Here is a 23,091-nt window from a genome sequence, read left to right as displayed (position 1 = left end):
CCCCGGCCCACCCCCTTACGTGAGTTCCTGCGCTTGCAGCTGAGTGGGTGGGGATACGAACCCGAGGGGATAGAGGGCCAAAAGGAATCGCACCCCCTGCGGATCGTGATGGCCACGGCCCGCAGCGCAGCGGACAACGTGAGGGGTCGGGGTGGAGGGGTGGGAGAAGAACCCCCACTGTCGGTGGAGGATGCCAGACTTCAGGGCGTGAACGACTTCACCACCGACGCGGCGCAAGGCGCCGCGTCCTTGCGGCGCCGTCTCGCAGAGCTGCGCGGCCCCAGCGTCCAGCCCCGAGCGCTGGACGCGAGGGGCCTCGCCGCGCTCGCCGCCAACCCGGGCTGCGAGCGCCGCGCGCTGCTGGACGCGGCCGGAGTCGACAAGGGCGCGGTAGCGCAGGTGTTGGGGGCGCCCGCGCGGTTCGGACAGTCACGGTTCGCCTTCGTCCGCGGCAACGCGTTCGAGGCCCGCGTCAAGGCCGACAACTGTGCGGAGTTGCTACAGCTGCTAGGCGCCGCCGACACCGCCGACACCACGTTGCCGGACCTGTCCGCGGCCGGGCCGCAGGCCCGTGCCGCCCGTACCCGGCTGGCGCTCAAGGAGGCGGCGGCAGCCGAACAGTGGACGCTGCTCGACCATCCGCTGCTGGTGCTCGACGTGGCGGGCGCGCCCGCCTATCTGGAGCCGGACGCGGTCGCGGTGCGGCCGGACGGTTCGGCGACGGTGATCGAGGTCAAGTCGTTCCCGATCCTGGACGGCAGCGCCGACGCGGTGAAGGTGGGGGCGGCGGCCCGGCAGGCGGCGGTCTACGTGTACGCGCTGGAGCGGCTGGCCGTGGCACCGCCCCGGCACGAGGTACTGCTGGTCTGCCCCAGGGACTTCTCCAACGTACCGACCGCCCGACCGGTCGACGTACGCAAGCAACTGTCCGTCACCCGACGCCAGTTGGCCCGGCTCACCCGGATCGAGGAGATCGCGGACGCGCTGCCGGACGGTACGACGTTCGACGTGACCTGCGAACGGCCCGCCTCGCAGATGGCCGCCGCCGTGGACGCCGTGCCCGCCGCGTACGCGCCGGAGTGCCTGGACACCTGTGAACTCGCCTACCACTGCCGGGAGCGGTCCCGCGCCGACGGCGCCGTGGAGTCGCTCGGCCGTTCGCTGCGCGGTGAACTCGGCACGCTGACCACGGTTGAGCAGATCCTGTCCGCCGCGCTCGGGCCAACACCCGGACCGGCCCCCGGTGGCGACCCGGCCGCGGCCGCACTGCGCCGCGCCGCGGCCCTGCGCGCCGAAGCACTCCAGGAGGCCGGATGCCGTTGATGGAGACGCTGGCCAAGGCCCAGGCCGTGGCGGCCGGGCGGGCGCAGCCGCTGGCGACCGTGCGGCACCGCTGGCTCTCCGACCAGCCGCTGGTCTTCGTACCGCTGACGACAGCGGGCGAGGTGGGCGCTCCGCTGGGCGCGCTCGTCGGCACCGCACGGGACGCGCCGCGCCTGCTGGCCGTACCGCAGCCACGCGACCGCGATCTGCGGTCCGCCTTCCTGGCGGAGCTCGCGGACGAGGTCCTGCCGTATCTCATGTCCTACGAGGACCGGATCGCCCTGGAAGCGGGCAAGGAGACAGACCCGGAGACCGGCAAGAAGGTCGCCGTCGAGCGGGAACTGTGCGTTGACGCACCGCAGTTGATCGTCCCGAACACAGCGGGGGTGGAGTACGTACGGCTGCTGGGCCGGGCCACCCGGTTCCGGCGCACGGCCGAGGAGGATCCCGCCGAGCCGCATCCCGCGCCGTCGCGGGTCCCGTTGCTGGGCCGCTGGTTGACGCATTACGGCGAGCGGGCCCGCACCCCCGGCAGCGCGCTGCTGCTCGCCATGACGGAGGTGCTGGCCAGGCACTGGGCCACCGGTCAGAGCGGTCTTGAGGACCAGCACCTGGGCGGTCTGCTGGCGTGGTTGGACCCGCCGCAGGGCATGGACGGCGCGGCGGCGGCGCTGCACGCCCAGGTCGGCAGGGACCCGGACGGGCTGCTGCGCTGCCCGCCCGCCGGTCCCGCCACCGATCCGGTCTTCGACAACACCGCGCTCGCCCCGGCCATGACCCGCTACGACACTGCACGTTCTGCCGGAGCGGACACCGTCCCGGCAGAACGGGAGATCCGCGCGCTGCTGGAGAGCCAGTTGCGGCCGACGTGGGACGACGTGTGGCGCGGTATCGATCTGCTGCGCGCCCTGCCGCCGGGCGGGCATGTCGAGGACCGCTGGAAGCGGGACCGCTGGTCGTACACCGGCCACCGCGACCGGTTGCGGGCGGGTGAGCCGCCGCAGCCCAAGCTGGACGACGCGATCGCCGCCGCGCAGAAGCTCGCGGGCCGCGAGACCGCCCAGGTGCGGCTTGAGGCGCAGGAGGCGTTGGACGATCCGCTGGTGATGGCCGGGCGGCGGTTGGCCGGTGAGGCGTTCGCGGGCGAGGTCAGCGCGGTGGAGATGGCGTACTCCGACGCCAAGGTGCCCAGGCCGCGCCCGCTGCTGACGGTGGCCACCGGCGACCTGCCGCATCTGGACGAGGGCGGCACGGTGTACCGGGCGCTCCCGGACGGCCGGACGCAGGAGGCGCGGTTCATGGCATGGGCGGCGCCCGGCGTGCTGGTCGTACAGCTGCTGAACGGGATGGGCCGCGGCAAGGCGCCGGACGAAGGCTCGGTTCCGGCGCCGGGCGACCGGGTGTGCTGGACGCTGTTCGAGCACACGTCGCGCAGCGGCCCGGAGTTGCCGGACGCCGAAGCCACCCCGTGGACCCATGGCGGTCCGCCGACCACCGCGCTGTCCGCCGACGCCCCGGACCCCGTAACGAGCGAGGACTACCTGTGAGCGAAGCGCCCCTGGCCTCCGGCACGGGCCGGGAAGCCGCGAGCGACCCGGCGCGGGCAGCCGCGGCCGCCACCGAGGCGATCCTGCGCGACACCCGCGACAGCCCGCACCGCGGGGTGGTCGTCGACTCCCCGCCCGGCGCGGGAAAGTCCACCCTGGTGGTGCGTGCCGCGCGGGAACTGGCCTCGGCGGGCGAGCAGTTGATGATCGTCGCACAGACCAACGCCCAGGTGGACGATCTTGTGGATCGGCTGGCGACGGCCGATCCGGAGCTGGCGATCGGCCGGTTGCACGGCAGTGACTCGCCGCCCGATCCCGTGCTGGAGCGGCATACGTCGGTGGTGAAGTCGACCAAGGTCGCGGACCTGCGGGAACGGCAGGTGGTGATCGCCACCGCCGCGAAGTGGGGCTATGTCAAGGGCGTTGAACCCTGGCGGCACGCGATCGTCGACGAGGCGTACCAGATGCGCTCCGACGCGCTGCTGCGGGTGGCCGGACTCTTCGAGCGGGCGTTGTTCGTCGGCGATCCGGGCCAGTTGGATCCGTTCAGCGTGGTGGGCGCGGAGCAGTGGGCGGGGCTGTCATACGACCCGTCGGCGAGTGCGGTGGTCACGCTGCTGGCGCACAATCCGCAGCTGCCGCAACACCGGCTGCCGGTCTCCTGGCGACTGCCCGCCTCGGCGGCGCCGCTGATCTCGGACGCGTTCTATCCGTACACCCCGTTCCGCAGCGGTACCGCTCCTGGGGAGCGCGGTCTGTCCTTCGGTGTGGTATCGGACGGCAGCGGCCCCGATCGGGTCCTTGACGAGGCGGCCGCGTCGGGCTGGGGGCTGCTGGAGTTGCCCGCCCGGCACACTCCGCGGACCGACCCGGAGGCGGTCGCCGCCCTGGCACAGGTGGTGCGGCGGCTGTTGGACCGGGGCGGGGTCACGGTGAGCGAGCGGGCCGAAGACCCGGTACCGCTCACCGCCGACCGCATCGCGGTGGGCACCGCGCACCGCGACCAGGCCGCCGCGGTACGGGCCGCGCTGGCCAGGCTCGGGGTGACCGGCGTCGCGGTGGACACCGCGAACCGGCTGCAGGGACGGGAGTTCGACGTCACGGTGGTGCTGCATCCGCTGTCCGGGCGTCCGGACGCGACCGCGTTCCATCTGGAGACGGGGCGGCTGTGCGTGCTGGCGTCGCGGCACCGGCACGCGTGCGTGGTGGTGTGCCGGGCGGGCGTAACCGGGCTGCTGGACGAGCATCCGTCGATGGAGCCGGTGCAGCTGGGCGTGATGGTGAAGTTCCCGGACGGCTGGGAGGCGAACCACGCGGTACTGGCCCGGCTGTCGGAACACCGGATCGCATGGCACCCGTGACCAGCTCCCCGGCACCACCCCTCCCACCGGACGAAGTCCGGCATGCCGCCGGAGGCGGCCAATAGACGCAGCCCGGACGGCTGGGAGGCGAACCACGCGGTACTGGCCCGGCTGTCGGAACACCGGGTGCGGTGGAGATCGTAACGAGGCCTTGGCCGGACCGTGGGCGGTGATTCTCCCGGCGGCCTTGCATCGTGCGGGACAATGGTAGGCGGCCCACAATCTGGAGGTACCTAGATGTCCGAGCCGCAGTCGGCTCAGCAGACGCCGGACGGAGCCCAGCACCGGATGCGGCCCGCGCGACTGCTCTTCGAACCCGAGGCGGCGGCCTCCGACCCCGAGCACTTCTTCGACCTGGAGTCGATAGAGGACCCGGGGCGGCTGCTCGACCGCTCCACCGAGCTGACCATCGCCTTCCGGGCGGCTGCCGACCGTGCCACGGAGTTCCAGGCGATGGCGGCCGCGCAGCTGGCGGACCCCGGACGGTTCGACCGGGTGTCGATCGCCGCGATCGCGGAGCGCGCCGAGTGGAGCGAGGACTACGCCAAGCGCATGGTCGAGTTCGGCCTGGAGCTGCTCAACGAGCAGCCGCCGCCGGAGTGAAACCGCCTCCAGCGCGGTCCGACCGTGACGCTCTGCACGTGCCGATGCACGGGATCCACAGGCCAGTGGCATATGCAAGAACATTACTGCCGGGCATGCTCGGCCGTCCCGGTTTCCGCTGATCCAGGGGAACGGAACATGGCGCACCGGTAGATCTGTCTGCCATGACGGATTGGACCTGGGAGCCCGACGCCATGCTGCGTGCCGAGTACGTCACGGTCGACGGCGCGGACTGGCTCGCTTCGGCCAGCGCCTTCCCCCGCAGCGTCCAGGCCCTGTGGTCGGTGCGCCCCACGGAGCCCAGCGCGCTGCCGTGCGGCACGACGTTCGACGTGGTGAACCTCCCATCACTGTTCGGTCGCCGGGTCCTGGACCGGTTATGGGCGGCCGGTCCGGGCTGCGGACCGGTGGCGGTGCACCGCGGACGGATCCTGGTGTTCGCCCGGCCCGGCACCGCCGAGCGGCTGCCCTCGCTGCTGACCTGGGAGGAGTGGGGCGCGCGGGTGCCGCCGCTGCTGTGCCACGGGCTCGGCGAGACGGTGACGGTGCCGCCGCTGGTACCGGCGCCCGGATGGCGACGTGGCGGATGTCACACTGACGGCGCGCGGCGGGTCCAGGGGCGCCCCTCGCGCTGGCTGGTGGCGCCCGGTACCCGCCATCCCTGGCTGCCCGGCGCCCCCGTACTGCTCTGGGCGTGCCTGCGCGCGGCCGGCGCGGAGGGGGCTGCGACCCGCCCGGAAGGGGGCATTCCGGAGTGAACCGGAGCTGAAGACTTATCGATTTTTCATCCTCCGGATCCGGATGCTAAGGTCTTCGACGTCAACCGGCGCCGCTAGCTCAACTGGCAGAGCAGCTGACTCTTAATCAGCGGGTTCGGGGTTCAAGTCCCTGGCGGCGCACCACCAAGGCCCCATGCGTTCACGCGTGGGGCCCGGTGCTTTTCGCGGGGCCCCGCGCCCCGCGAAGGGTTTCCCGGGACCCCGTCACCGAGTCGCGGGTGGTCATGGGCACCCGTTCCCATCAGGTAGTATTTCTCCACCGGCGAGCGCCGCTAGCTCAACTGGCAGAGCAGCTGACTCTTAATCAGCGGGTTCGGGGTTCAAGTCCCTGGCGGCGCACCACCAAGGCCTCTCGCGTTCACGTGGGAGGCCTTGACGCGATCCACGGCCCATCACGCTGCGTACGGATGACCTAGCGCCGAGTGACCCGTATCGTCCATCCACCCTCGGCGTCCCGCCCCAGTACAGCGACCCCTATCCCCTTGGCCGGGTCGGCGAACCGCTCGCCCGTCCGATACGGCGCGTCGTTGAGGGAGTTGAACGCGCTGCTGCTGAAGTCGCAGGCACTGGTGGCCGGATGGGCGTCGATGACCTTGATCGGACCGTCCCCCGAGTCCACATCGGTGCGTACCCGGTAGACCAGCACGCCCTCGCTGCACGCCGCGCTGTCGTTGCCCTGCGCCGTGCGCGCCTCCACGACATACGCGACGTAGCGGCCGTACGGGATCACCACGGCCTTGCGGCCGCCGGGCAGCTCCACCGGGGCCAGCTGGAAGTCCTGCGTCCCGCGCGTTGTCACACAGCCGACCTGTGCGTCGTCCAGCCAGCCGAGTCGCCACTTGTGCCAGGCGAACAGATCGCCCTGCAGGCCCCAGTCCAACGACATGGTGTCCCACTGACCGGCGAGGAGGTCGGTTCTGTGGAAGTCGTCGACCGCGTAGAGGTCGGGCAGCCCGAGTGAGTGGCCGTTCTCATGGGCGAGCACCCGGGGCCCGGCCTGGTCGTGTCCGTAGATCACGGAGACCCGGTCGAGCTGGGCGCCGTCATGGGTGCGCGCGGCGGTGCCGCCGGTCCAGGTGACGGAGAGCACGGTCTCGTTGGCGGGCGGTCCCGCGTTCGGCGTGGCGATCACATTGACCAGGTCGTAGCCGCGGAAGTCGACGCTGCGCCCGACGACCGCGGCCAGGTCCCGCATCATCGCGCGATGCACCGACCACCCGTAGCCACGCGCTATGCCGTACGACTCGAACGTGCGCGGCATCCGGAAGTACCGGAGCACCGGGAACGAGCGGTAGCGCAGCCTGCCGTACGAGGCCCGGGCGTACCACTGCGGTACGAACGGGAAGAACTCGGCATGACGGGCGCGTACGCTCTCCCGGGCGGGCGCGTCGGGGAAGTCTATGAACAGGGTGAGGGCGCGCAGCTCACCGGTGGACTTCGCGTAGGCGGGGTCGCGACCCGTGGGGAACCCCTCGGACATCTCGGTGTCCCGATGGGCCCGCAGGGCGCAGGGCCGGGCGCGCGGAGCCGCGTGCGGTGTGCTGCTGGACACCGGGGTGCTGCCGATCACGGTGGAGCCGCCGCCCAGCAGCAGGACCCCGGCTATGGCGGCGCCCCGTATGCCCTTGCCGACGGTTCCCCGGCTTCGTCGCCGGTTCGAGCGGCACGTCGAAGGGGTCATCGCTCGTCCGCCGTCACGGTCCAGCCTCGGCGGTCATGGCGGTCGACACGGATACGCAGCACGTCCTGTGCCAGGCGCCCGAAGTGGTACATGTACGACTCACCGGCGCCCAGGGGAGCATCGGCCAGCTGCGGGTAGACGGAGGTGCCGTAGCAGGCTCCGGTCCACGGGTGGCCGTCCATGACCGTGATCGGCCCCTCGCCCGATTCGACATCGGCGCGTACCTCGTACAGCAATACGCCCTGGGCGCAGGCATGTTCATCGTTGCCCCGGGCCTCCCTCACCTCGATCGCGAGGGCGGTGGTGACACTGACCCGGACCACGATCAGCTTGGTGCCGCCGGGCACCTCGACCGGCGTCAGGGTGCGTGTGGTGGTGCCGGGGTGGTCCACGCAGATGACCTGGCCGGGGTCTATCCAGCCGTACTTCCAGCGGTGCCAGGCGAAAAGGTCGGGGGCGAGGGCGAACTGGCTGCCCATGAGGTCCCAGTCGCCCACCCGGGTGTCCCAGGAGTCGTTGCTGCCGGTGGGCGGGCGGAGGTAGAGGTCGGGCAGGTCGAAGACGTGGTTGGTCTCATGAGCGAGGACGTTCTGGTCCGGCGGGTGGTGTTCGAAGACGGTCACCAGCCGGTCGATCGTGGCGCGGCCGGAGTGGATGGGACGAGCGAGGTTGATCACCTTGGTGGCGTCCGCGTCCACGCCGCGCGCCCCCGGGTCGGCGACCAGGTAGATGACCGGATAGCGCCGGAAGTCGACGTCCCTGCCGACGGCGGCGATCGCGTCCTGCAGGTACTGGGTGCGCAGGCCGTCGGCCCAGTCGCGATGGATTCCGTACGCCGTCGAGGGGCGCGGCATCCGGAACCATCGCTGTAGGACATGCGGGTGAAGCCGGAAGCGCCCGTAGGAGGCGCGGGCGAGGAACGTGGTGGTGGCCGGGAAGTGGTCCGCGGTCAGCGCCCGAGTGTCGACGTCGGGCACATGGTCGGGGAAGTCGAGGAAGAGCATGACGGCGTTGACGTCACCCAACGGCCGCGGGTAGCCGCTGTTCCAGCGGTCCACACCTTCCGAGTGCCGCACATCGGTGCGTTCCAGCGCGCACGGCCCCCGCACCGGTGCGGCGGCCGCGGGTCCCGCGACCAGGCTCCAGGCCACCAGCGCCACGAACCCCACCGCCATGGCCGCCACCCGCCGCCGATCCCACCCGTCGCCCCGCGCGACCGGCGGCGCCCCCGAACGGCCCAATCCAGCGGGCCTGCCGGTCAAACCCGCCGAGCCCCGTACAACAGGAGCATTTGAGGCATCCGGCAACGCCGGCACACCGAGCGCATTGGGCGTGCGACGGCTTGCGATGCCGCGCGTGCGGGCTCGGAGGCGGTTCCGAACGCGCCGTAGGCGATCTCGCACACCGCCTCCCGGACGGATCCGGCCCGGAAGGACTCGGGCCACTCTCGCTGACCCCATCCAGCCTGGGATGGTTTGCGGGTGTACGCCCTGTTCTACTGAGCCGTTTGAGACAGACTCAGCTAACTACGCTCTGTGATCAACGATCCCGTTCGATCAATTGGGTGCAGCATTCGATGCTGAGGGGTACATCAATATCGGAGGAACGGTCACTCCGATTCCCGCCCCATTTCACGTGCCAAGAATCACCACCATGACAGTGGCTCAGGCCCGCCACGAACCTCTATGATCGCCACATTTCCAGCATAGGAACCGCTTCCGGCGGTTCTCCCACACCTCCCCGACTACCTGTGCGAGACGACTGTGATGCGGGAGCAAGCTGAAGGCGGAACATTGTTCGGCCGGAAGAGCGAGCCCGCGGAGTGCTCCAGAGACGTCACGGAGTGTGACAATCCGATCCCTGGAAGCCCTGCCGCGGAGCTCCGCGACTATCACGCCGCTTTCAACGCCGCGCGCACCGCGATGGCGTTGGTCGACCGCGACGGGCGACTGCTGGCGGCCAACCCTGCGCTGGGCTCGTTGCTCGGCGCCGACCCGGCGCGGCTGGCCGATCGCCGGGCCGCCGAACTCGTCGGACTGAACGGCGACGAACGATCCAGGGACGCCTACCAGGACGTACTGCGCGGCGCGCGCGACCGGCTGCGCCGGACCTGTCGGCTCAAAAGCCGTGACGGCCAAGGGATGTGGGCCGAAGTGACGGTCGAGGCGCTGCGTCAGTGCGACCAGGGCGTACCCGCCGCGGGCGCGCTGCTGTCCGTGGAGGACGTGACCGAGCAGCGCGAACTGGCCGCCCGGCTGCGCCACTTGCAGATGCACGACCCGGTGACCCGGCTGCCCAACCGGGCCCTGTTCTTCGAGCGGCTCTCGGCCGCGCTGCGCTCGCCGACCAGTGGCCGGGTCGGGATCTGCTACCTCGACCTCGACGGGTTCAAGGCGGTCAACGACACGCTGGGGCACGCCATCGGCGACCGGCTGCTGGCCGCGGTCGCCACCCGGCTGCTCGCCTGCGTGGCGGACGGCGGCCATCTGGCCGCCCGGCTCGGCGGCGACGAATTCGCCCTGCTGGTGGAGGAGTCGCAGGACACCGAACAGTTGGTGGCGCTCGCCGACACCGTACTGTCCGCGCTGCAAAGGCCGTTCGAGCTCGAAGGGCACCGGCTGGCGGTCTCGGCCAGCATCGGCGTGGTCGAGCGGCCCACCGCCGGTACCTCGCCGACCTGCCTGATGCAGGCCGCCGACACCACGCTGTACTGGGCCAAGGCGGACGGCAAGGCGCGCTGGACCCTCTTCGACCCCGAGCGCAACGCCCACCGGATGACCCGTCAGTCGCTGTCCAGCACGCTACGACAGGCGGTGGAGCGCGGCGAGTTCGTGTTGGAGTACCAGCCGCTGGTCGCACTGTCCGGCGGCACGCTGCGCGGGGTGGAGGCGCTGGTCCGCTGGGAGCACCCGCAGTTCGGCAGGCTGGCGCCGAATCGCTTCATCGGACTGGCCGAGGAGAACGGGTCGATCGTCCAGCTCGGCCACTGGGTGCTGGCCGAATCGTGCCGCCGAGCACGGGCCTGGCAGAAGGACCACCCGGACGAGCCGCTGTTCGTCAGCGTCAATGTGGCGGTGCGGCAGGTGTGGGACTCGGATCTGGTGACCGATGTGGCCGAGATCCTCGACGAGACCGGACTGCCCCCGGAACTGCTCCAGTTGGAGCTGACCGAGTCGGCGGTGATGGGATCGGCGGGACAACCGCTGCAGACGCTGCACGCGCTGAGCGAGATGGGCGTGCGGATCGCCATCGACGACTTCGGGACCGGCTATTCGAATCTGGCGTACCTGAGCCGACTCCCGGTGGCCGCGCTGAAGTTGGACGGATCGTTTGTGCGGGGTTTCCGTTCGCAGGAGCATCCGAATCCCGCCGACGAAACGATCGTCGTGGCCCTGGTGGACCTGGCGCACCGGCTCGGCCTGACCGTCACCGCGGAGTGCGTGGAGAACGCGGAACAGGCCGAGCGGCTGCGGCGGATCGGATGCGACACCGGTCAGGGGTGGTTCTACTCGCGCCCGGTCGCGGCGGAGCGCATCTCCGCGATGCTCGGCGGGCACTGAGCGGCGGGCCCGCCGAGCATCACGGGTGGGGAGAGGCGGTGCGGCGGATCACTCAGCAGGCGCCGAGGTCCTGCCAGACGCCCCATTGGCCGGTGGTGCCGGGCTGTTCGCCCTGCGTCCACCACTTCGCCTTCCAGCTGTGCCCGCCGTACGAGACGGTGTTGCCCGCGGTGTAGATCGCGGACTTGTCCCAGGGCGCGGCGGTGCAGGTGCCCGGCGGGGTGGGAGTCGGCGTGGGAGTCGGGGTCGGGGTCGGCGTGGGGGTCGGGCTCGGGCTCGGGGTGCAGGACGCCGCGGAACCGTTGGTGTCGCTGACGGTGTCGTTGAACAGCGTCGCGCCCTGGTCCAGGTCGTAGAGCGAGAACATCATGCTGCCGCCGAGCCCGTTGCAGTGCAGGTAGTCGGCCTTGGCCTGGATGGACTGGGCGTCCTCGCCCGACCAGAAGTTGCTGCCGTCGTAGAAGTACGCCGCTTGCCCCGCCGGATCCCAGAAGGTGTCGTTGGGGTTGTCGACGACGCCGGAGAGCTCCTTGTACATCCGGATGCCGGGCACGTTCCCGGAGTCCGCGGCGCCGCCCGCGGGGCCCGTCGCGGTCTGGAACAGGCCGTGGTTGCTGCCCGCCGGCACGCCGGTCCAGCCGCGGTAGTAGAACGGCACCCCGATGTTGAGCTTGTTGGCGGGGAAGCCGCCGGGGATGCCGTACGGCGCGTCGCCCACGGTGTACGCCTTGATCGCCGCGTCGGCGGAGTACTTCTCCGTGCCGGGGGCGACCGGCTGGCTGGGGTCGTTGGGGTTGTCGTAGATCGGCGCGGCATGGTTGGTCGGGCCGGTGGACTCCCAACCGCCGTGCATGTCATAGGTCATGGGGTCGCCGAACGTCAGGTACTGGCCGATCTTGTCGGTCTGCACGTTCGCGATCTTGTCCTGACCGGCGGGCAGTGCCGCGGAGAGCGCGTAGCTCCTGCCGTCGGCCTGCCCCTGGGCGTCCAGCTCGGAGCGGAACTCGGCGAGCAGCGCGGTGAAGTTCTGCTTGTCGGCGGTGCTGGAGTGGTTGCCGAGGTGGCCGCCGCCACCCGGGTACTCCCAGTCGATGTCGAAGCCGTCGAAGATGCCCTTGGCGGTGCCGTTGCCGCCGTAGCCGCCCTGTGAGGGGAGGTTGCCCTTGATGAACATGTCGACGCAGGACGAGACCAGCTTCTTGCGCGAGGCATCGGTGGCCGCCGCGTCGGAGAAGTACTTGGAGTACGTCCAACCGCCCAGTGAGAGCAGCACCTTGAGGTGCGGGTTCTTCGCCTTGAGCTCCTGGAGCTGATGGAAGTTGCCGGCGATCGGCTGGTTCCAGGTGTCGCTGCTGCCGTCGACGCTGATGTCCGGGCCGAAGGACTTCTGGTAGTCGGCGAAGGAGTCCTCCGCGCCGTCACCGGCGTTGGGGTCGCTCTCGCCGCCCGGGTCGGGGTCGGTGGCCTTGGTGGCCTCGAAGCAGGTGAGGTTGGTGGGGTCGATGTTCTCGAAGTCGTAGATCAGGTAGTCGAGTTTGCCCGCCATCCCCTCGCTGTCGACGTTCTTGAGGTAGAAGGCGTTCTGGTAGATCGACCACTGGTCGTAGTAGGCGACCTTGAGGCCGCCACTGGTGGCTCCCGCGCCGGTGCTGTTGGACGCGGGCGCGGCGACCGCCGCGGGCTTGGCGGCCGACGACGCGTCGGCCTGCGCGGCGGCGCCGAGACCGGCCGCGGCGAGCGCCAGCACGGACAGCGCGGCCGTCAGCGGTCTGCTGGGCTTGGGGGAAAGGCGCACGTGGGGGACCTCCTGAGCAGGGTGGAGGCCGGGTCGCGGGGCAGGGCCCCGAGATATCACCGGCTGGTTATGGAAATACCGACCGGTCAGGTCCACGTCAATGGTCCGGACTAATCTTGGACTAGACCAATTCTCGTGCCGAGAAAAGTCCAGGCCGGTGAGGTGCAGCTCACCGGCCTGGACCACCACCCGCCGCCGAGGCGTCAGCCTCGCGCGGCGGGCAACTCATAGGCGTCCGCGATCAGTTCGTACGAACGCAGCCGCGTCTCCCGCCCATGTGCATTGGAGGTGATCATCAACTCGTCCGCCCCGGTGCGCTTCTGCAGCGCGTTCAGCCCTTCGCGCACCGTCTCGGGCGTGCCGTACTCGACGTTCGACAGCCAGGAGTCCACGAAGTCCCGCTCCATCGGGCTGAACGGGTACGCCTCCGCCTCCTCCGGCGCGGGCACCAGGCCGGGGCGGCCGGTGCGCAACCGGAGCATCGACAGCGCGCCGCTCAGCACCTGGCGGCGTGCTTCCTTCTCCTCCTCGGCGGCGAAGGCCTGCACACCGATCAGGGCGTACGGGCGGTCGAGCACCGCCGATGGGCGGAAGGTCTCCCGGTACAGTTCGAGCGCCGGAACCGTGTTCCGCGCCGAGAAGTGGTGTGCGAAGGCGAACGGGAGTCCGAGCTCGCCCGCCAGCCGCGCACTGAACCCGCTGGACCCGAGCAGCCACACCGGCGGCCGGTGCGGCGACTGCACACCGCCCGGCGCACGGCCCTGGACCGGGCCTGGTACGGCGTGGATCCGCTGGTACGGGTGGCCGTCGGGGAAGTCGTCGTCCAGGAAGCGGATCAGCTCGGCGAGTTGGCGCGGGAAGTCGTCGGCGTCCTCGCGCAGCGAGTCGCTGCGGCGCAGCGCCGCAGCGGTGGCGCCATCCGTACCCGGGGCTCGGCCGAGCCCCAGATCGATGCGCCCGGGCGCCAGCGCCTCCAGGGTGCCGAACTGCTCGGCGATGACCAGCGGCGCGTGGTTCGGCAGCATGACTCCGCCGGAGCCCAGCCGGATGGTCTCGGTGTGCGCGGCGATGTTGGCGAGGATCACGGCCGGGGAGGAGCTGGCGACACCGGGCATCGAGTGGTGCTCGGCGACCCAGAAACGCTGGAACCCGCGGGCCTCGGCCAGCCGGGCGAGCTCGGCGCTGGTGCGCAGTGCCTGTGTGGCGGTCAGCCCGCTGCCGACCGTCGCCAGGTCCAGCACGGACAGCGGTACGGGCGCGGTTCCGCGCACCACCCCGCGAATCTCATCGCCGCTGCGCTGCTCGTCACCCACGTCGAGTCGCCTTCCGCTCATGCGTTGTTTCCTGCCGAAGGCGGTTAACCGGATGGTGGCTCCGGTTATTCCCTCCCGAGCGGGACGGCCGTCCGGCGGACCTTCGCCGGGTTGCGGCGGGTTCGGGACCGCCGGTCCGCGCTGTGGCGGCTTGCTCGCCGTCGCGGCGGGAATTATGGCGCTGCGGGCCGTTTGATGCCGCCGATCCCATCACCGGGGGTGGCTCGCCGTCGCGGCGGCGATTTCTGGCCATCACACGGCAACCACTCGCTTGGCCGCTGACGGCAACCACTCGCCGCCGCGACGGCGAGCAAGCCCCCACAGCGTGGGCCGGCGTTCCCGAATCCACTGCAAGGCCGGAAATCTCACTGCCGTGACGGCGAGCAACCCCGACAACGCCGCCGCGGCGGCATCCAGCCCACCGCAACGCCAGAAAGGTGCCGCCGCGGCGGCCAACAACCCACCACAGCGCGGACCGGCGGTGGCAACCCGCCGCACCCCGTGACGCCCCCCGGCCGAGCAGGCCCACCCGTAGCCAACCCCGGCCGGGCAGGCCCGCCCATGGCGCCCCCCGGCCGGGCAGGCCTATGCGGGTCGGTCCTCCCGGGTGTCCGGGACCCGCGTACCGGGCGTCGACTGCGGCGCCAGTCGACGCAACGCGTCGAGCATGTGCTCCTCCAGCAGCTCGATCAACAGCCGCTCGTCCGCGGCGCGCAGCGCCTCGATGATCGCCGCGTGCTCCGCGACCAGATCGACCGGAGCGCTGTGGGTGACGGTCAGCGCCGACAGGCACATCCGCGTCTCCACGAACAGCGTGTCCGCCATCCGCGCCAGCCGGGGGCTGCCGGATTCGGCGATGAGGATCTGGTGCAGTTCCATGTCGGCGGCGGCCAGCGCCGCCGGGTCACCGAGCCCGGCTGCCTCGGCCATCGCGCGGTGCGCCTCGGCCAACCGGTCCGCGGTGCGCTGCGGATGGTCGCGGATCACGATCCGGCAGGCGGCCGCCTCGATGGCGGTCCTGGCGAGGTAGATGTCGGTGACGTCGTCGGCGGTCAGTTCGACGACGAAGACCCCGCGGTGCGGTTCGCTGCGCAGAATCCCCTGCTGTACCAGACGCTGCATGGCCTCGCGCAACGGGCCGCGGCTGACGCCGAGTTGGGCCGCGAGTTCGACCTCGCCGAGCTGGCGGCCAGGCGCGAGCGTGCCGTCCACGACCGCCTCGGTGAGGCGGCGTGCGATGACGATGGCGGCGGGCTCACGCTTGACCGGCGCGAGTATCCCCGCGCCGGAGGGCGACTTGCGTCTCGGGCCGGAGGTCATCATTCCCCCTCATCTCATGTGCGCGCGGCGACCCATGTGCCCGCCGCGGCGAAAAGCGTACCCAGCCCGGAGCGTACGCGGTCCGCGCCGATCAGCCGCAGCCCCTCCCACACGGTGACCTGGTTCGCGGTGAGCACCGGCTTGCCCACCTCGGCCTCCAGGTCGCCGAGCCAGGCCGCCGTGTGCAGCGCGGTGTCCGGCAGCAGCACGGCCTCGGCATCCGGATGGTCTCCGGACCTGACGAGCCGCAGCACCTCGGCGCGGCCCCAGGTGCCGACCTCGGCGGCGGTGATGATGCCGCTGCCGCGGCTGCTCACCACCTCCGCCCCCGCCTCCTTGAGGAAGGCGGCGAAGTGCCCGGCCACGTCCTCGGGGTAGGTCGCGGCCACCGCGACCCGGCTGACGCCCAGCGCCCGTACCGCGTGCGCGAAGGCGAACGAGGTCGAGGAGGCGGGCAGCCCCGCGGTACGGGACAGCTCCCGCACCTGCTCCCCCGCGCCCGCCCAGCCGAAGACGAAACTGGCGCTGGTGCACGCCCAGACGACGGCCCGTACACCCGCCCCGGCCAACTGCCGGGCCCCGTCCGCCAGTCGGGCCGCCGAGCCCATCTCCAGCAGCGCGTCGACGCGGTGGGCGTCCTCACCGATGTCGGTGTGCACCAGCGGCAGCCGGACCGGCGGCCCCGACTGCGCGAGGAGCCGTTCCAGCCGTGGATAGTCGTCCTCCGCCGAGCGGCCGGGGTAGAGGAAACCGACGGTCATGCGAACCCCTTCCACGCTTCACGTCTCAGTTGACCAGCGGATCGTCCGGCGGAGGCGGCGGATCGAGGGTCTCGAAGACCTCGGCGTCACCGAACGACTGCCCGGCGAGGGCGACTTCTGGCAGCACCGATGTGTCGACCACCGGAAACGGCCCGACCGGCAGCCCTGCCACCAGACCGGCCCCGGGCCGCGCCGCCGAATCCAGCAGCGCCTGATACGGGCCGACGGCCGCCGCTCCGATGCACCGCAGCGCCGCCCACATCGTCACCTGGTTCGCGGACAGCACCGGCAGCCGCAACTCCGCCTCCAGCTGCGGAATCACGTCGTACGTCGGCAGATTGGTACAGCTGATGAACAGCGCGTCGGCGGCGCCGACCACCGCGCTGCGGGCCATGTCCACCACGTCGCGGTACGGTACCCGCCAGATCTCCCGGGTCAGCCCGAGATAGGCCCGTCCGGTGACCGCGATCCCGGCCTCGCGCAGATAGGCCTCCAGGGAGTCGGTCACCGACCTGGTGTACGGGGTGACCACGGCGATGCGGCGGGCGCCGATCTCGGCGAGCGCCGCGCGCAGCGCGCCCGAGGTGGTCACCGCGGGCAGGGCCACCTCCGACGCCTGGCTCATCGCCGCGCTCATGGCCCGCTCACCCGCCACTCCCCCGACGAAACTGCCGGAGGTGCACGCGTACGCCAGCGCCTCCGGCTTGACCGCGTGCAGCGCGCGTACCGCTTCCCGCAACGTCTCGTGCTCACTGACGATCCGGGCCATGTCGAGACTGACCTCGACCGGTACGAACGGAGTACGCGTGAGATGCAGCGACACATCATCCGGCACCCAGCGCCACAGCTCGCGGTCGAGTGCGAAGTCGAACGGCGCGACGACGCCGACACCGCGCTGCGGCAACGGCCCGCCGAGGAAGGTGATGTCCAACGAGGTCCCCTTTGCGGACGCAGGACGGGAGAAGTGCAAAGGACAACAAGCAGTGTGGACAGGAGGATTGTTGACAACGGTAGATACGGATTCTTAGCGTGGTCAATCCATCCACTGGACGACGGCGGTACGCGGTCCGTCGCCAGCGGTGTACAGGGCCTAGCGGGGCTCGGGTGGCAGCCCCGGGAAGGGCGGGTGGGCGGCATTTCGACGGTACTTGTCCTCGGCGACCAACCTCCCCGGCAACTGGACCTCCTGGGGCCCGCAGCCAGGATCATGCGGGCCGAGCCGACGCGGCTGCGAGATCAACTCGCCGCCGCCGACGTGGTGCTGGTGTGGGACTTCACCTCCGACGCGGTACGCGACGCCTGGCCGGAGCGGGGCCGGGTACCGGCATGGGTGCACACCGCGAGCGCGGGCGTGGACCGGCTGGTCTTCCCCGCCCTGATCGCGTCCCGCACCGTACTGACCAACGCCCGGGGCGTTTTCGAGCAGCCGATCGCCGAGTACGTCGCCGGGCTCGTCCTGGCGATGGCGAAGGACTTCCAGGGCACCTGGGAGTTGCAGCGGCAGCGGCGATGGCGGCACCGCGAGACGATGCGGGTGGCCGGATCACAGGCGGTGGTGGTGGGCGCCGGACCCATCGGACGGGCGGTGGGCAGCACACTGGCGGCGCTCGGCATCCAGGTGGCGCTGGTGGGGCGCACGGGGCGGGACGGTGACCCGGACTTCGGCCGGGTGCGCTGTCGCGTGGAGCTTCCGGTACTGCTGGCGGAGGCGGACTGGGTGGTGTGCGCGGCGCCGCTCACCGAGGAGACCCGAGGGATGTTCGACGCCGCGGCCTTCGACCGGATGAAGGCGTCGGCGCGCTTCATCAACGTCGGCCGGGGACCACTGGTGGTCGCCGACGACCTGGTCAGGGCGCTGCTGGCGCGCCGGATCACCGGCGCGGTACTGGACGTCTTCGACGACGAGCCGCTCCCGCACGACCACCGGCTCTGGGACGTACCGGGTTTGCTGATCTCGCCGCACATGAGCGGCGACACCTTCGGTTGGCGCGATGAGCTCGCCGAACAGTTCCTGGACAACTTCGCGCGCTGGACGGCGGGGCGGCCGCTGCTCAATGTGGTGGACAAACAGCTGGGTTACGTGCCCGTTGGCCAAGCATCAGGAGGTCCCGATGACTGACCTACATGAACTGACGGCACGCCAACTCATCGCCGGGTACCGCTCCGGCGCGTTCACCCCGGTCGACGCGGTGCGTTCGGTACTGGACCGGGTCGAGACGGTCAACGGCACCGTCAACGCCTTCTGCCGGGTGGACGAGGAGGGCGCGCTGGAGGCCGCGCAGGCGTCCAGGGAGCGGTGGCGGCGCGGTGAGCCGGCCGGGCTGGTGGACGGTGTGCCGGTGTCGGTGAAGGACATCCTGCTGCAGCGTGGCGCACCGACGCTGCGCGGTTCGCGCACGATCGACCCGGCCGCCGGCACCTGGGACGAGGACGCGCCCTCGGTGGCCCGGCTGCGCGAACACGGCGCGGTCTTCATCGGCAAGACGACCACCCCGGAATTCGGCTGGAAAGGCGTCACCGACAGCCCGCTGCACGGCGTGACCCGCAACCCGTACGACCCGCGGCGCACCTGCGGCGGCTCAAGCGGCGGCAGTGCGGCGGCGGTCGCCCTGGGCGCGGGGCCGTTGAGCCTGGGCACGGACGGCGGGGGTTCGGTGCGGATTCCGGCCGCGTTCTGCGGGATCTTCGGGCTGAAACCGACGTACGGCCGGGTGCCGCTGTATCCGGCCAGCGCCTTCGGAACGCTGTCGCACGTGGGACCGATGACCCGGGCCGCGGCCGACGCCGCCCTGCTGATGGACGTCATCAGCGCCCCGGACTGGCGGGACTGGTCGGGCGCCGCACCCCAAGCGGGCGGCTTCAGCGACGCGTTGGCGGGCGGGGTGGCCGGGTTGCGCATCGCGTACAGCCCTGATCTGGGCGGTTCGGTACCGGTGGCTCCGCCGGTCGAGACTGCGGTTCGCCGACTGGCGGACCGGTTGGCGGATCTGGGCGCTCGGGTCGAGGAGGCGCACCCGCCGTTCCCCGGCCCGGTCGAGGCGTTCCATGTGCTGTGGTTCAGCGGTGCGGCAAAGGTGGTGGACCGGCTCACCGATGCCCAACGCGAGCTGCTGGACCCGGGCCTGGCGGAGGTCTGCGAGCAGGGCGCACGCTACAGCGCGCTGGACTACCTGTGCGCCACGCAGGTCCGGATGGCACTCGGGCACGCGATGGGGGGATTCCACCAGAAGTACGACCTGCTGCTGACGCCCACCGTGCCGATCACCGCCTTCGCGGCGGGAGTGGAGACACCAGCGGGCGCACCCGGCCGCCGCTGGACCGGCTGGACCCCGTTCACGTACCCGTTCAACATGACCCAGCAACCGGCCGCCTCGCTGCCGTGCGGCACGGATCCCGACGGACTGCCCATCGGCGCCCAGTTGGTGGCGGCCCGCCATGCGGACGCGCTGGTACTGCGCGCGGCGCACGCGCTCGAACGCGGTACGCCGCCCGCGTCGCCCCGTCTCACGCCCGCCGGAAGGTGAGCGTCTCCCCCAGCGCGCCTGCCCGCCACAGGTAGTGTGCCGCCGCGGCCAGCTGTTCCAGCCCCTCGACGACCGTGCCCCACACCGTGCCCGGCACGAAGCCGGTGTCGGCGTTCAGCAGCAGGTTGTTGCGTTCGTAGAACAGCGCCAGGTCCACGATCTTCGCGTGACCGGCGTGTCCCGTCTCGCTGCCGTAGCCGTAACTCGCCGTCCCCAGCAGGGTGTCGGTGAAGGAGAAGTACATCAGGTCACCGGGGATCGGCGTGATCGTCGGGTTCTCCAACGGCGGCTCCTCCCGAGCGAAGGCGGGCAGCAGGGTGTAGATCTCGTTACGCGCGTACTTGGCGTGGTACACGTCCCCCGCCAACGGCAGCGCGTCCCACACGGCGGCGCAGGTCACCGGCGCCCGATCGGCCAACAACCGCACCCGACAAGCCACCGCCCGCTTGGCGAGGCCAATCTCGACGAAGCGTTCTGCCATCGTTTCCACCTCCAGCGACAGACGGGACACCAGCCCGTCGAGGGCTGGGGCGCTCCGGGGCGCGCAGCCCCCGGAAAGGGCGAACGGGTGGGAGGCTTACGCGTCCAGCGCCACATACTTCGTTTCCAGGAACTCCTCGATGCCGAGGCGGCCCCCCTCCCGCCCAAGCCCCGAATGCTTGATGCCGCCGAACGGCGCCGCGGGCGTGGACACCAGCCCCTTGTTGAGGCCGATCATCCCCGCCTCCAACGACTCCGCATAGCGCAGCGCCCCCCGCAGGCTCTCCGTGAAGACATAACTCACCAACCCGTGCACGGTGTTGTTGGCGAGCGCGATGGCCTCGTCGTCCGACTCGAAGGTGACGACCGGCGCCACCGGCCCGAAGATCTCCTCGCGCAGCAGCCGCCCGTCAGGCGGCACATCCGCCAGCACGGTCGGCGGGTAGAAGTAGCCCGGCAGGTCGTCCACCGGCTCCCCGCCCAGGACGGCGCGGGCGCCGCCGCGCCTGGCGTCGTCCACCAGGTCGGCGACCTTCCGGCGAGCCGCCGCGTCGATCAACGGGCCGACCTGGATCCCCGGCTCGGTCCCCCGGCCGACCGGCAGCGCGGCGAGCCGTTCCGCGAGCCGCCCGGTGAACTCCTCGGCCAGCGAGGCGTGCACATAGAGCCGGTTGGCGGCGGTGCAGGCCTCGCCGATGTTGCGCATCTTCGCGGTGACCGCACCGCTCACCGCCTTGTCCAGATCCGCGTCCGCGCAGACGATGAACGGCGCGTTTCCCCCCAACTCCATCGATGTACGCAGGACTTGGTCGGCACTGCGCGCCAGCAGCCGCCGCCCGACCGCCGTCGATCCGGTGAAGGACAGCTTGCGGATCCGTCCGTCACGGAGCAGCGGTTCGCACACCTCGGCGGGCCGGGTGGTGGTGACCACGTTCAGCACGCCGTCCGGCAACCCCGCCTCCTGGAGGATTCCGGCGAGCGCGAGCATGGACAGCGGCGTTTGGTGGGCCGGCTTGACGACCATGGTGCAGCCCGCGGCGACAGCCGGGCCGATCTTGCGGGTGCCCATCGCCATGGGGAAGTTCCACGGGGTGATCAGCAGGGCCGGGCCCACCGGTTCGCGCATGGTCCAGATGCGGCCGCCGCCGTCGGGGGCAGTCTGCCAACCGCCGTCGATGCGTACCGCCTCCTCGGAGAACCAGCGGAAGAACTCCGCCGCGTAGCCGACCTCGCCGCGCGACTCGGCGACGGGCTTGCCCATCTCCAGAGTCATCAGCAGCGCCAGCTCGTCCTGTCGGCGGATGAGTTCCTCGTAGGCGCGGCGCAGGATGTCCCCGCGTTCCCGCGGTGGCACCGCGGCCCAGCCCGGCTGCGCTTCGCCGGCGGCGGCCAGGGCGGCGAGCCCGTCCTCGGCTCCGGCGTCCGGTACCGCGCACAGCGGTGTGGCCAGCGAGGGGTCCTCCACCTCGAACTCCGCCGCGCTGGCGGCCGGCTGCCACCGACCGCCGATCAACAGCCCCTTGGGCACGTGCTCAACCACGAGGCGTTCGCGTTTGTCCATCGAATTCACGCCAACTCCCTGTTCTTTGCGCACAGTTGTCGGCCATGCTTGCATGCCGGGCAGGTTGTCGACAATCCTACGACCGTGAGGGAGTCGTGCCCATGACCGCCCTGTCCCCCCAGCTGAAGCAGGCCACACCGGTGCTCGCCGAGCGCGGCGAAGGCGTCCACCTCTTCGGCGCCGACGGCCGCCGCTACCTGGACTTCACCGCCGGAATCGGCGTGACCAGCACAGGACACTGCCATCCAGTCGTGGTGCGCGCCGCCCAGCACCAGGTCGGGACGCTGATCCACGGCCAGTACACAACGGTGATGCACCGCCCGCTGCTCGAACTGACCGACCGGCTCGGGGAGGTACTGCCGTCCGGCCTCGACTCACTGTTCTACGTGAACTCCGGAAGCGAGGCGGTGGAGGCGGCGGTACGGCTGGCCCGGCACGCCACCGGACGGCAGAACATCGTCGCGTTCCACGGCGGCTTCCACGGCCGCACGATGGGCGCGGGAGCGCTCACCACCTCGTCCACCAAGTTCCGGGCAGGAATCGGCCCGATGATGCCCGGCGTGGCCATCGCGCCCTTCCCTACCGCCTTCCGGCACGGCTGGCCGCAGGAGCAGGCCGTGGACTTCGCCCTCGACGAACTCGACTATCTGCTCGCCACGGTGTGCGCCCCCGAGGACACGGCGGCGTTCATCGTCGAACCGGTGCTGGGCGAGGGCGGCTACGTACCGGCCGACACCCGCTTCCTGCGGGGGTTGCGGGAACGCGCCGACCGGTACGGCATCCTGCTGGTCCTGGACGAGGTGCAGACCGGCGTCGGGCGCACCGGGCGCTTCTGGGGCCATGAGCACTTCGCGACCGAGACCCGACTGCCCGACATCCTCATCACGGCGAAGGGCCTGGCCTCCGGCTTCCCGCTGTCCGCCATCGCCGCGCCGAGCGCGCTGATGGCGAACGCCCGGCCCGGCTCGCAGGGCGGCACGTACGGCGGGAACGCGGTCGCCTGCGCGGCGGCGCTCGCCACGCTGGACGTCATCCGCGAGGAGAAGCTGGTGGCGAACGCGGCCGAGCAGGGCGCCCGACTGCTGGCCGGACTACGCTCGACCGCCGGGGCGCATCCAGCGATCGGGGACGTCCGGGGTCTCGGGCTGATGTGCGCCAGCGAGTTCACCGACCCGGACGGCCGCCCCGATCCGGCGACCGCGGCACGCGTACAGCAGGAGGCCTCCGCACGTGGCCTGTTGCTGCTCACTTGTGGTGCGCTGGGCAATACGGTGCGGATGATTCCGCCGCTGATCGTCACCGCCGAGCAGGTCGACGAGGCCCTGACGCTGTGGTCGGAAGCGGTGACGGCCGCAACGAGCGGTTCCAACACCCGGTTGGATGACCGATAAGCGATGGTTGTAGTTGAACTATGACCTATATGGCTATCAGGTAGGTTCGGAGGTGGCATTCCCGGCAACACAGCGAACAGCAGGAGCAGCGC

18 protein-coding genes and 2 tRNA genes are annotated in these 23,091 nt (G+C 71.2%); 11 read left to right on the top strand and 9 right to left on the bottom strand.

The features are described 5' to 3' along the window. Window positions 1-207: 207 nt before the first annotated feature. From P2L57_RS06525 to P2L57_RS06495, 7 genes are all read left to right on the top strand, one after another. A complete protein-coding gene (locus P2L57_RS06525) occupies window positions 208-1,323 on the top strand; it encodes a hypothetical protein (protein ID WP_275809709.1) in 1,116 nt (371 codons plus the stop codon). After that, on the top strand, window positions 1,314-2,870 hold the full coding sequence (locus P2L57_RS06520) for a hypothetical protein (protein ID WP_275809706.1): 1,557 nt from the start codon (window positions 1,314-1,316) through the stop codon (window positions 2,868-2,870). Before P2L57_RS06525 ends, P2L57_RS06520 begins: the two co-directional genes overlap by 10 nt. Next, complete coding sequence (locus P2L57_RS06515) at window positions 2,867-4,231, top strand: AAA domain-containing protein (protein ID WP_372515623.1); 1,365 nt, start codon at window positions 2,867-2,869, stop codon at window positions 4,229-4,231. Before P2L57_RS06520 ends, P2L57_RS06515 begins: the two co-directional genes overlap by 4 nt. A 237-nt stretch (window positions 4,232-4,468) precedes the next feature. Beyond that, window positions 4,469-4,834 carry a DUF8844 domain-containing protein gene (locus P2L57_RS06510; protein WP_275809703.1) on the top strand — a complete coding sequence of 122 codons (366 nt, stop codon included), beginning with the start codon at window positions 4,469-4,471 and terminating at the stop codon, window positions 4,832-4,834. A gap of 164 nt (window positions 4,835-4,998) precedes the next feature. Further along, a complete protein-coding gene (locus P2L57_RS06505; RefSeq protein ID WP_275809700.1) occupies window positions 4,999-5,592 on the top strand; it encodes a bifunctional DNA primase/polymerase in 594 nt (197 codons plus the stop codon). 68 nt (window positions 5,593-5,660) lie between these two features. Beyond that, window positions 5,661-5,736 (top strand) — tRNA-Lys (locus P2L57_RS06500). Window positions 5,737-5,879: 143 nt separating this feature from the next. After that, window positions 5,880-5,955: transfer RNA gene (locus tag P2L57_RS06495), tRNA-Lys, on the top strand. A gap of 70 nt (window positions 5,956-6,025) precedes the next feature. On the opposite strand, the gene P2L57_RS06490 is transcribed toward P2L57_RS06495, so the two are convergent. Both P2L57_RS06490 and P2L57_RS06485 read right to left on the bottom strand, forming a co-directional pair. Then, window positions 6,026-7,294 (bottom strand): M6 family metalloprotease domain-containing protein, encoded by a 1,269-nt coding sequence (locus tag P2L57_RS06490; RefSeq protein WP_275809697.1) that lies wholly within the window; start codon window positions 7,292-7,294, stop codon window positions 6,026-6,028. Continuing rightward, complete coding sequence (locus tag P2L57_RS06485) at window positions 7,291-8,469, bottom strand: M6 family metalloprotease domain-containing protein (protein ID WP_275809694.1); 1,179 nt, start codon at window positions 8,467-8,469, stop codon at window positions 7,291-7,293. Before P2L57_RS06485 ends, P2L57_RS06490 begins: the two co-directional genes overlap by 4 nt. Window positions 8,470-9,060: 591 nt before the next feature. Between P2L57_RS06485 and P2L57_RS06480 the strand changes: the two genes are divergently transcribed. Beyond that, on the top strand, window positions 9,061-10,854 hold the full coding sequence (locus P2L57_RS06480) for a putative bifunctional diguanylate cyclase/phosphodiesterase (protein ID WP_275809691.1): 1,794 nt from the start codon (window positions 9,061-9,063) through the stop codon (window positions 10,852-10,854). Between the two features lie 52 nt (window positions 10,855-10,906). Here P2L57_RS06480 and P2L57_RS06475 read toward each other — a convergent pair whose 3' ends face one another. The 5 genes from P2L57_RS06475 to P2L57_RS06455 form a co-directional block, all read right to left on the bottom strand. After that, window positions 10,907-12,649, bottom strand: a complete 1,743-nt coding sequence (locus P2L57_RS06475) for a glycosyl hydrolase family 18 protein (protein WP_275809688.1) — start codon at window positions 12,647-12,649, stop codon at window positions 10,907-10,909. 203 nt (window positions 12,650-12,852) lie between these two features. Further along, window positions 12,853-13,983: an LLM class flavin-dependent oxidoreductase gene (locus P2L57_RS06470; RefSeq protein WP_275809685.1), complete on the bottom strand. Its 1,131-nt coding sequence runs from the start codon at window positions 13,981-13,983 to the stop codon at window positions 12,853-12,855. A gap of 564 nt (window positions 13,984-14,547) precedes the next feature. After that, window positions 14,548-15,285: a GntR family transcriptional regulator gene (locus P2L57_RS06465; protein WP_275809682.1), complete on the bottom strand. Its 738-nt coding sequence runs from the start codon at window positions 15,283-15,285 to the stop codon at window positions 14,548-14,550. Between the two features lie 11 nt (window positions 15,286-15,296). Further along, a complete protein-coding gene (locus P2L57_RS06460) occupies window positions 15,297-16,043 on the bottom strand; it encodes a maleate cis-trans isomerase family protein (protein WP_275809680.1) in 747 nt (248 codons plus the stop codon). 25 nt (window positions 16,044-16,068) lie between these two features. Beyond that, a complete protein-coding gene (locus P2L57_RS06455; protein ID WP_275809676.1) occupies window positions 16,069-16,974 on the bottom strand; it encodes a maleate cis-trans isomerase family protein in 906 nt (301 codons plus the stop codon). A gap of 195 nt (window positions 16,975-17,169) precedes the next feature. On the opposite strand from P2L57_RS06455, the gene P2L57_RS06450 reads away from it, so the two are divergent. Together P2L57_RS06450 and P2L57_RS06445 are read left to right on the top strand one after the other, a co-directional pair. Beyond that, window positions 17,170-18,162: a D-2-hydroxyacid dehydrogenase gene (locus P2L57_RS06450; protein WP_275809673.1), complete on the top strand. Its 993-nt coding sequence runs from the start codon at window positions 17,170-17,172 to the stop codon at window positions 18,160-18,162. After that, window positions 18,155-19,567: an amidase gene (locus P2L57_RS06445; RefSeq protein WP_275809671.1), complete on the top strand. Its 1,413-nt coding sequence runs from the start codon at window positions 18,155-18,157 to the stop codon at window positions 19,565-19,567. Before P2L57_RS06450 ends, P2L57_RS06445 begins: the two co-directional genes overlap by 8 nt. On the opposite strand, the gene P2L57_RS06440 is transcribed toward P2L57_RS06445, so the two are convergent. Then, complete coding sequence (locus P2L57_RS06440) at window positions 19,548-20,048, bottom strand: DUF3830 family protein (RefSeq protein ID WP_275809669.1); 501 nt, start codon at window positions 20,046-20,048, stop codon at window positions 19,548-19,550. The genes P2L57_RS06445 and P2L57_RS06440 overlap by 20 nt on opposite strands. Before the next feature lie 96 nt (window positions 20,049-20,144). After that, window positions 20,145-21,608, bottom strand: coding sequence for an NAD-dependent succinate-semialdehyde dehydrogenase (locus P2L57_RS06435; protein WP_275810129.1), 1,464 nt, complete (start codon window positions 21,606-21,608; stop codon window positions 20,145-20,147). Window positions 21,609-21,709: 101 nt separating this feature from the next. Here P2L57_RS06435 and P2L57_RS06430 point away from each other — a divergent pair, with 101 nt between their 5' ends. Next, a complete protein-coding gene (locus tag P2L57_RS06430; RefSeq protein WP_275809666.1) occupies window positions 21,710-22,999 on the top strand; it encodes an aspartate aminotransferase family protein in 1,290 nt (429 codons plus the stop codon). Window positions 23,000-23,091 lie beyond the last annotated feature (92 nt).

Source organism: Streptantibioticus ferralitis, from assembly GCF_029223525.1.
In the GTDB taxonomy this organism is placed as follows: Bacteria; Actinomycetota; Actinomycetes; order Streptomycetales; family Streptomycetaceae; genus Streptantibioticus_A; species Streptantibioticus_A ferralitis.
Note: the sequence above shows the minus strand (reverse complement) of the source record. Positions and strands in the feature narration are given on the sequence as shown.

What these genes read in the sequence shown, in the direction of transcription:
- P2L57_RS06485 (WP_275809694.1), bottom strand. Translation starts at nt 8,469, where the DNA reads ATGGCGGTGGGGTTCGTGGCGCTGGTGGCCTGGAGCCTGGTCGCGGGA.
- P2L57_RS06470 (WP_275809685.1), bottom strand. Translation starts at nt 13,983, where the DNA reads ATGAGCGGAAGGCGACTCGACGTGGGTGACGAGCAGCGCAGCGGCGAT.
- P2L57_RS06435 (WP_275810129.1), bottom strand. Translation starts at nt 21,608, where the DNA reads ATGGACAAACGCGAACGCCTCGTGGTTGAGCACGTGCCCAAGGGGCTG.
- P2L57_RS06510 (WP_275809703.1), top strand. Translation starts at nt 4,469, where the DNA reads ATGTCCGAGCCGCAGTCGGCTCAGCAGACGCCGGACGGAGCCCAGCAC.
- P2L57_RS06480 (WP_275809691.1), top strand. Translation starts at nt 9,061, where the DNA reads ATGCGGGAGCAAGCTGAAGGCGGAACATTGTTCGGCCGGAAGAGCGAG.
- P2L57_RS06520 (WP_275809706.1), top strand. Translation starts at nt 1,314, where the DNA reads ATGCCGTTGATGGAGACGCTGGCCAAGGCCCAGGCCGTGGCGGCCGGG.
- P2L57_RS06490 (WP_275809697.1), bottom strand. Translation starts at nt 7,294, where the DNA reads ATGACCCCTTCGACGTGCCGCTCGAACCGGCGACGAAGCCGGGGAACC.
- P2L57_RS06465 (WP_275809682.1), bottom strand. Translation starts at nt 15,285, where the DNA reads ATGATGACCTCCGGCCCGAGACGCAAGTCGCCCTCCGGCGCGGGGATA.
- P2L57_RS06505 (WP_275809700.1), top strand. Translation starts at nt 4,999, where the DNA reads ATGACGGATTGGACCTGGGAGCCCGACGCCATGCTGCGTGCCGAGTAC.
- P2L57_RS06440 (WP_275809669.1), bottom strand. Translation starts at nt 20,048, where the DNA reads ATGGCAGAACGCTTCGTCGAGATTGGCCTCGCCAAGCGGGCGGTGGCT.
- P2L57_RS06445 (WP_275809671.1), top strand. Translation starts at nt 18,155, where the DNA reads ATGACTGACCTACATGAACTGACGGCACGCCAACTCATCGCCGGGTAC.
- P2L57_RS06430 (WP_275809666.1), top strand. Translation starts at nt 21,710, where the DNA reads ATGACCGCCCTGTCCCCCCAGCTGAAGCAGGCCACACCGGTGCTCGCC.
- P2L57_RS06460 (WP_275809680.1), bottom strand. Translation starts at nt 16,043, where the DNA reads ATGACCGTCGGTTTCCTCTACCCCGGCCGCTCGGCGGAGGACGACTAT.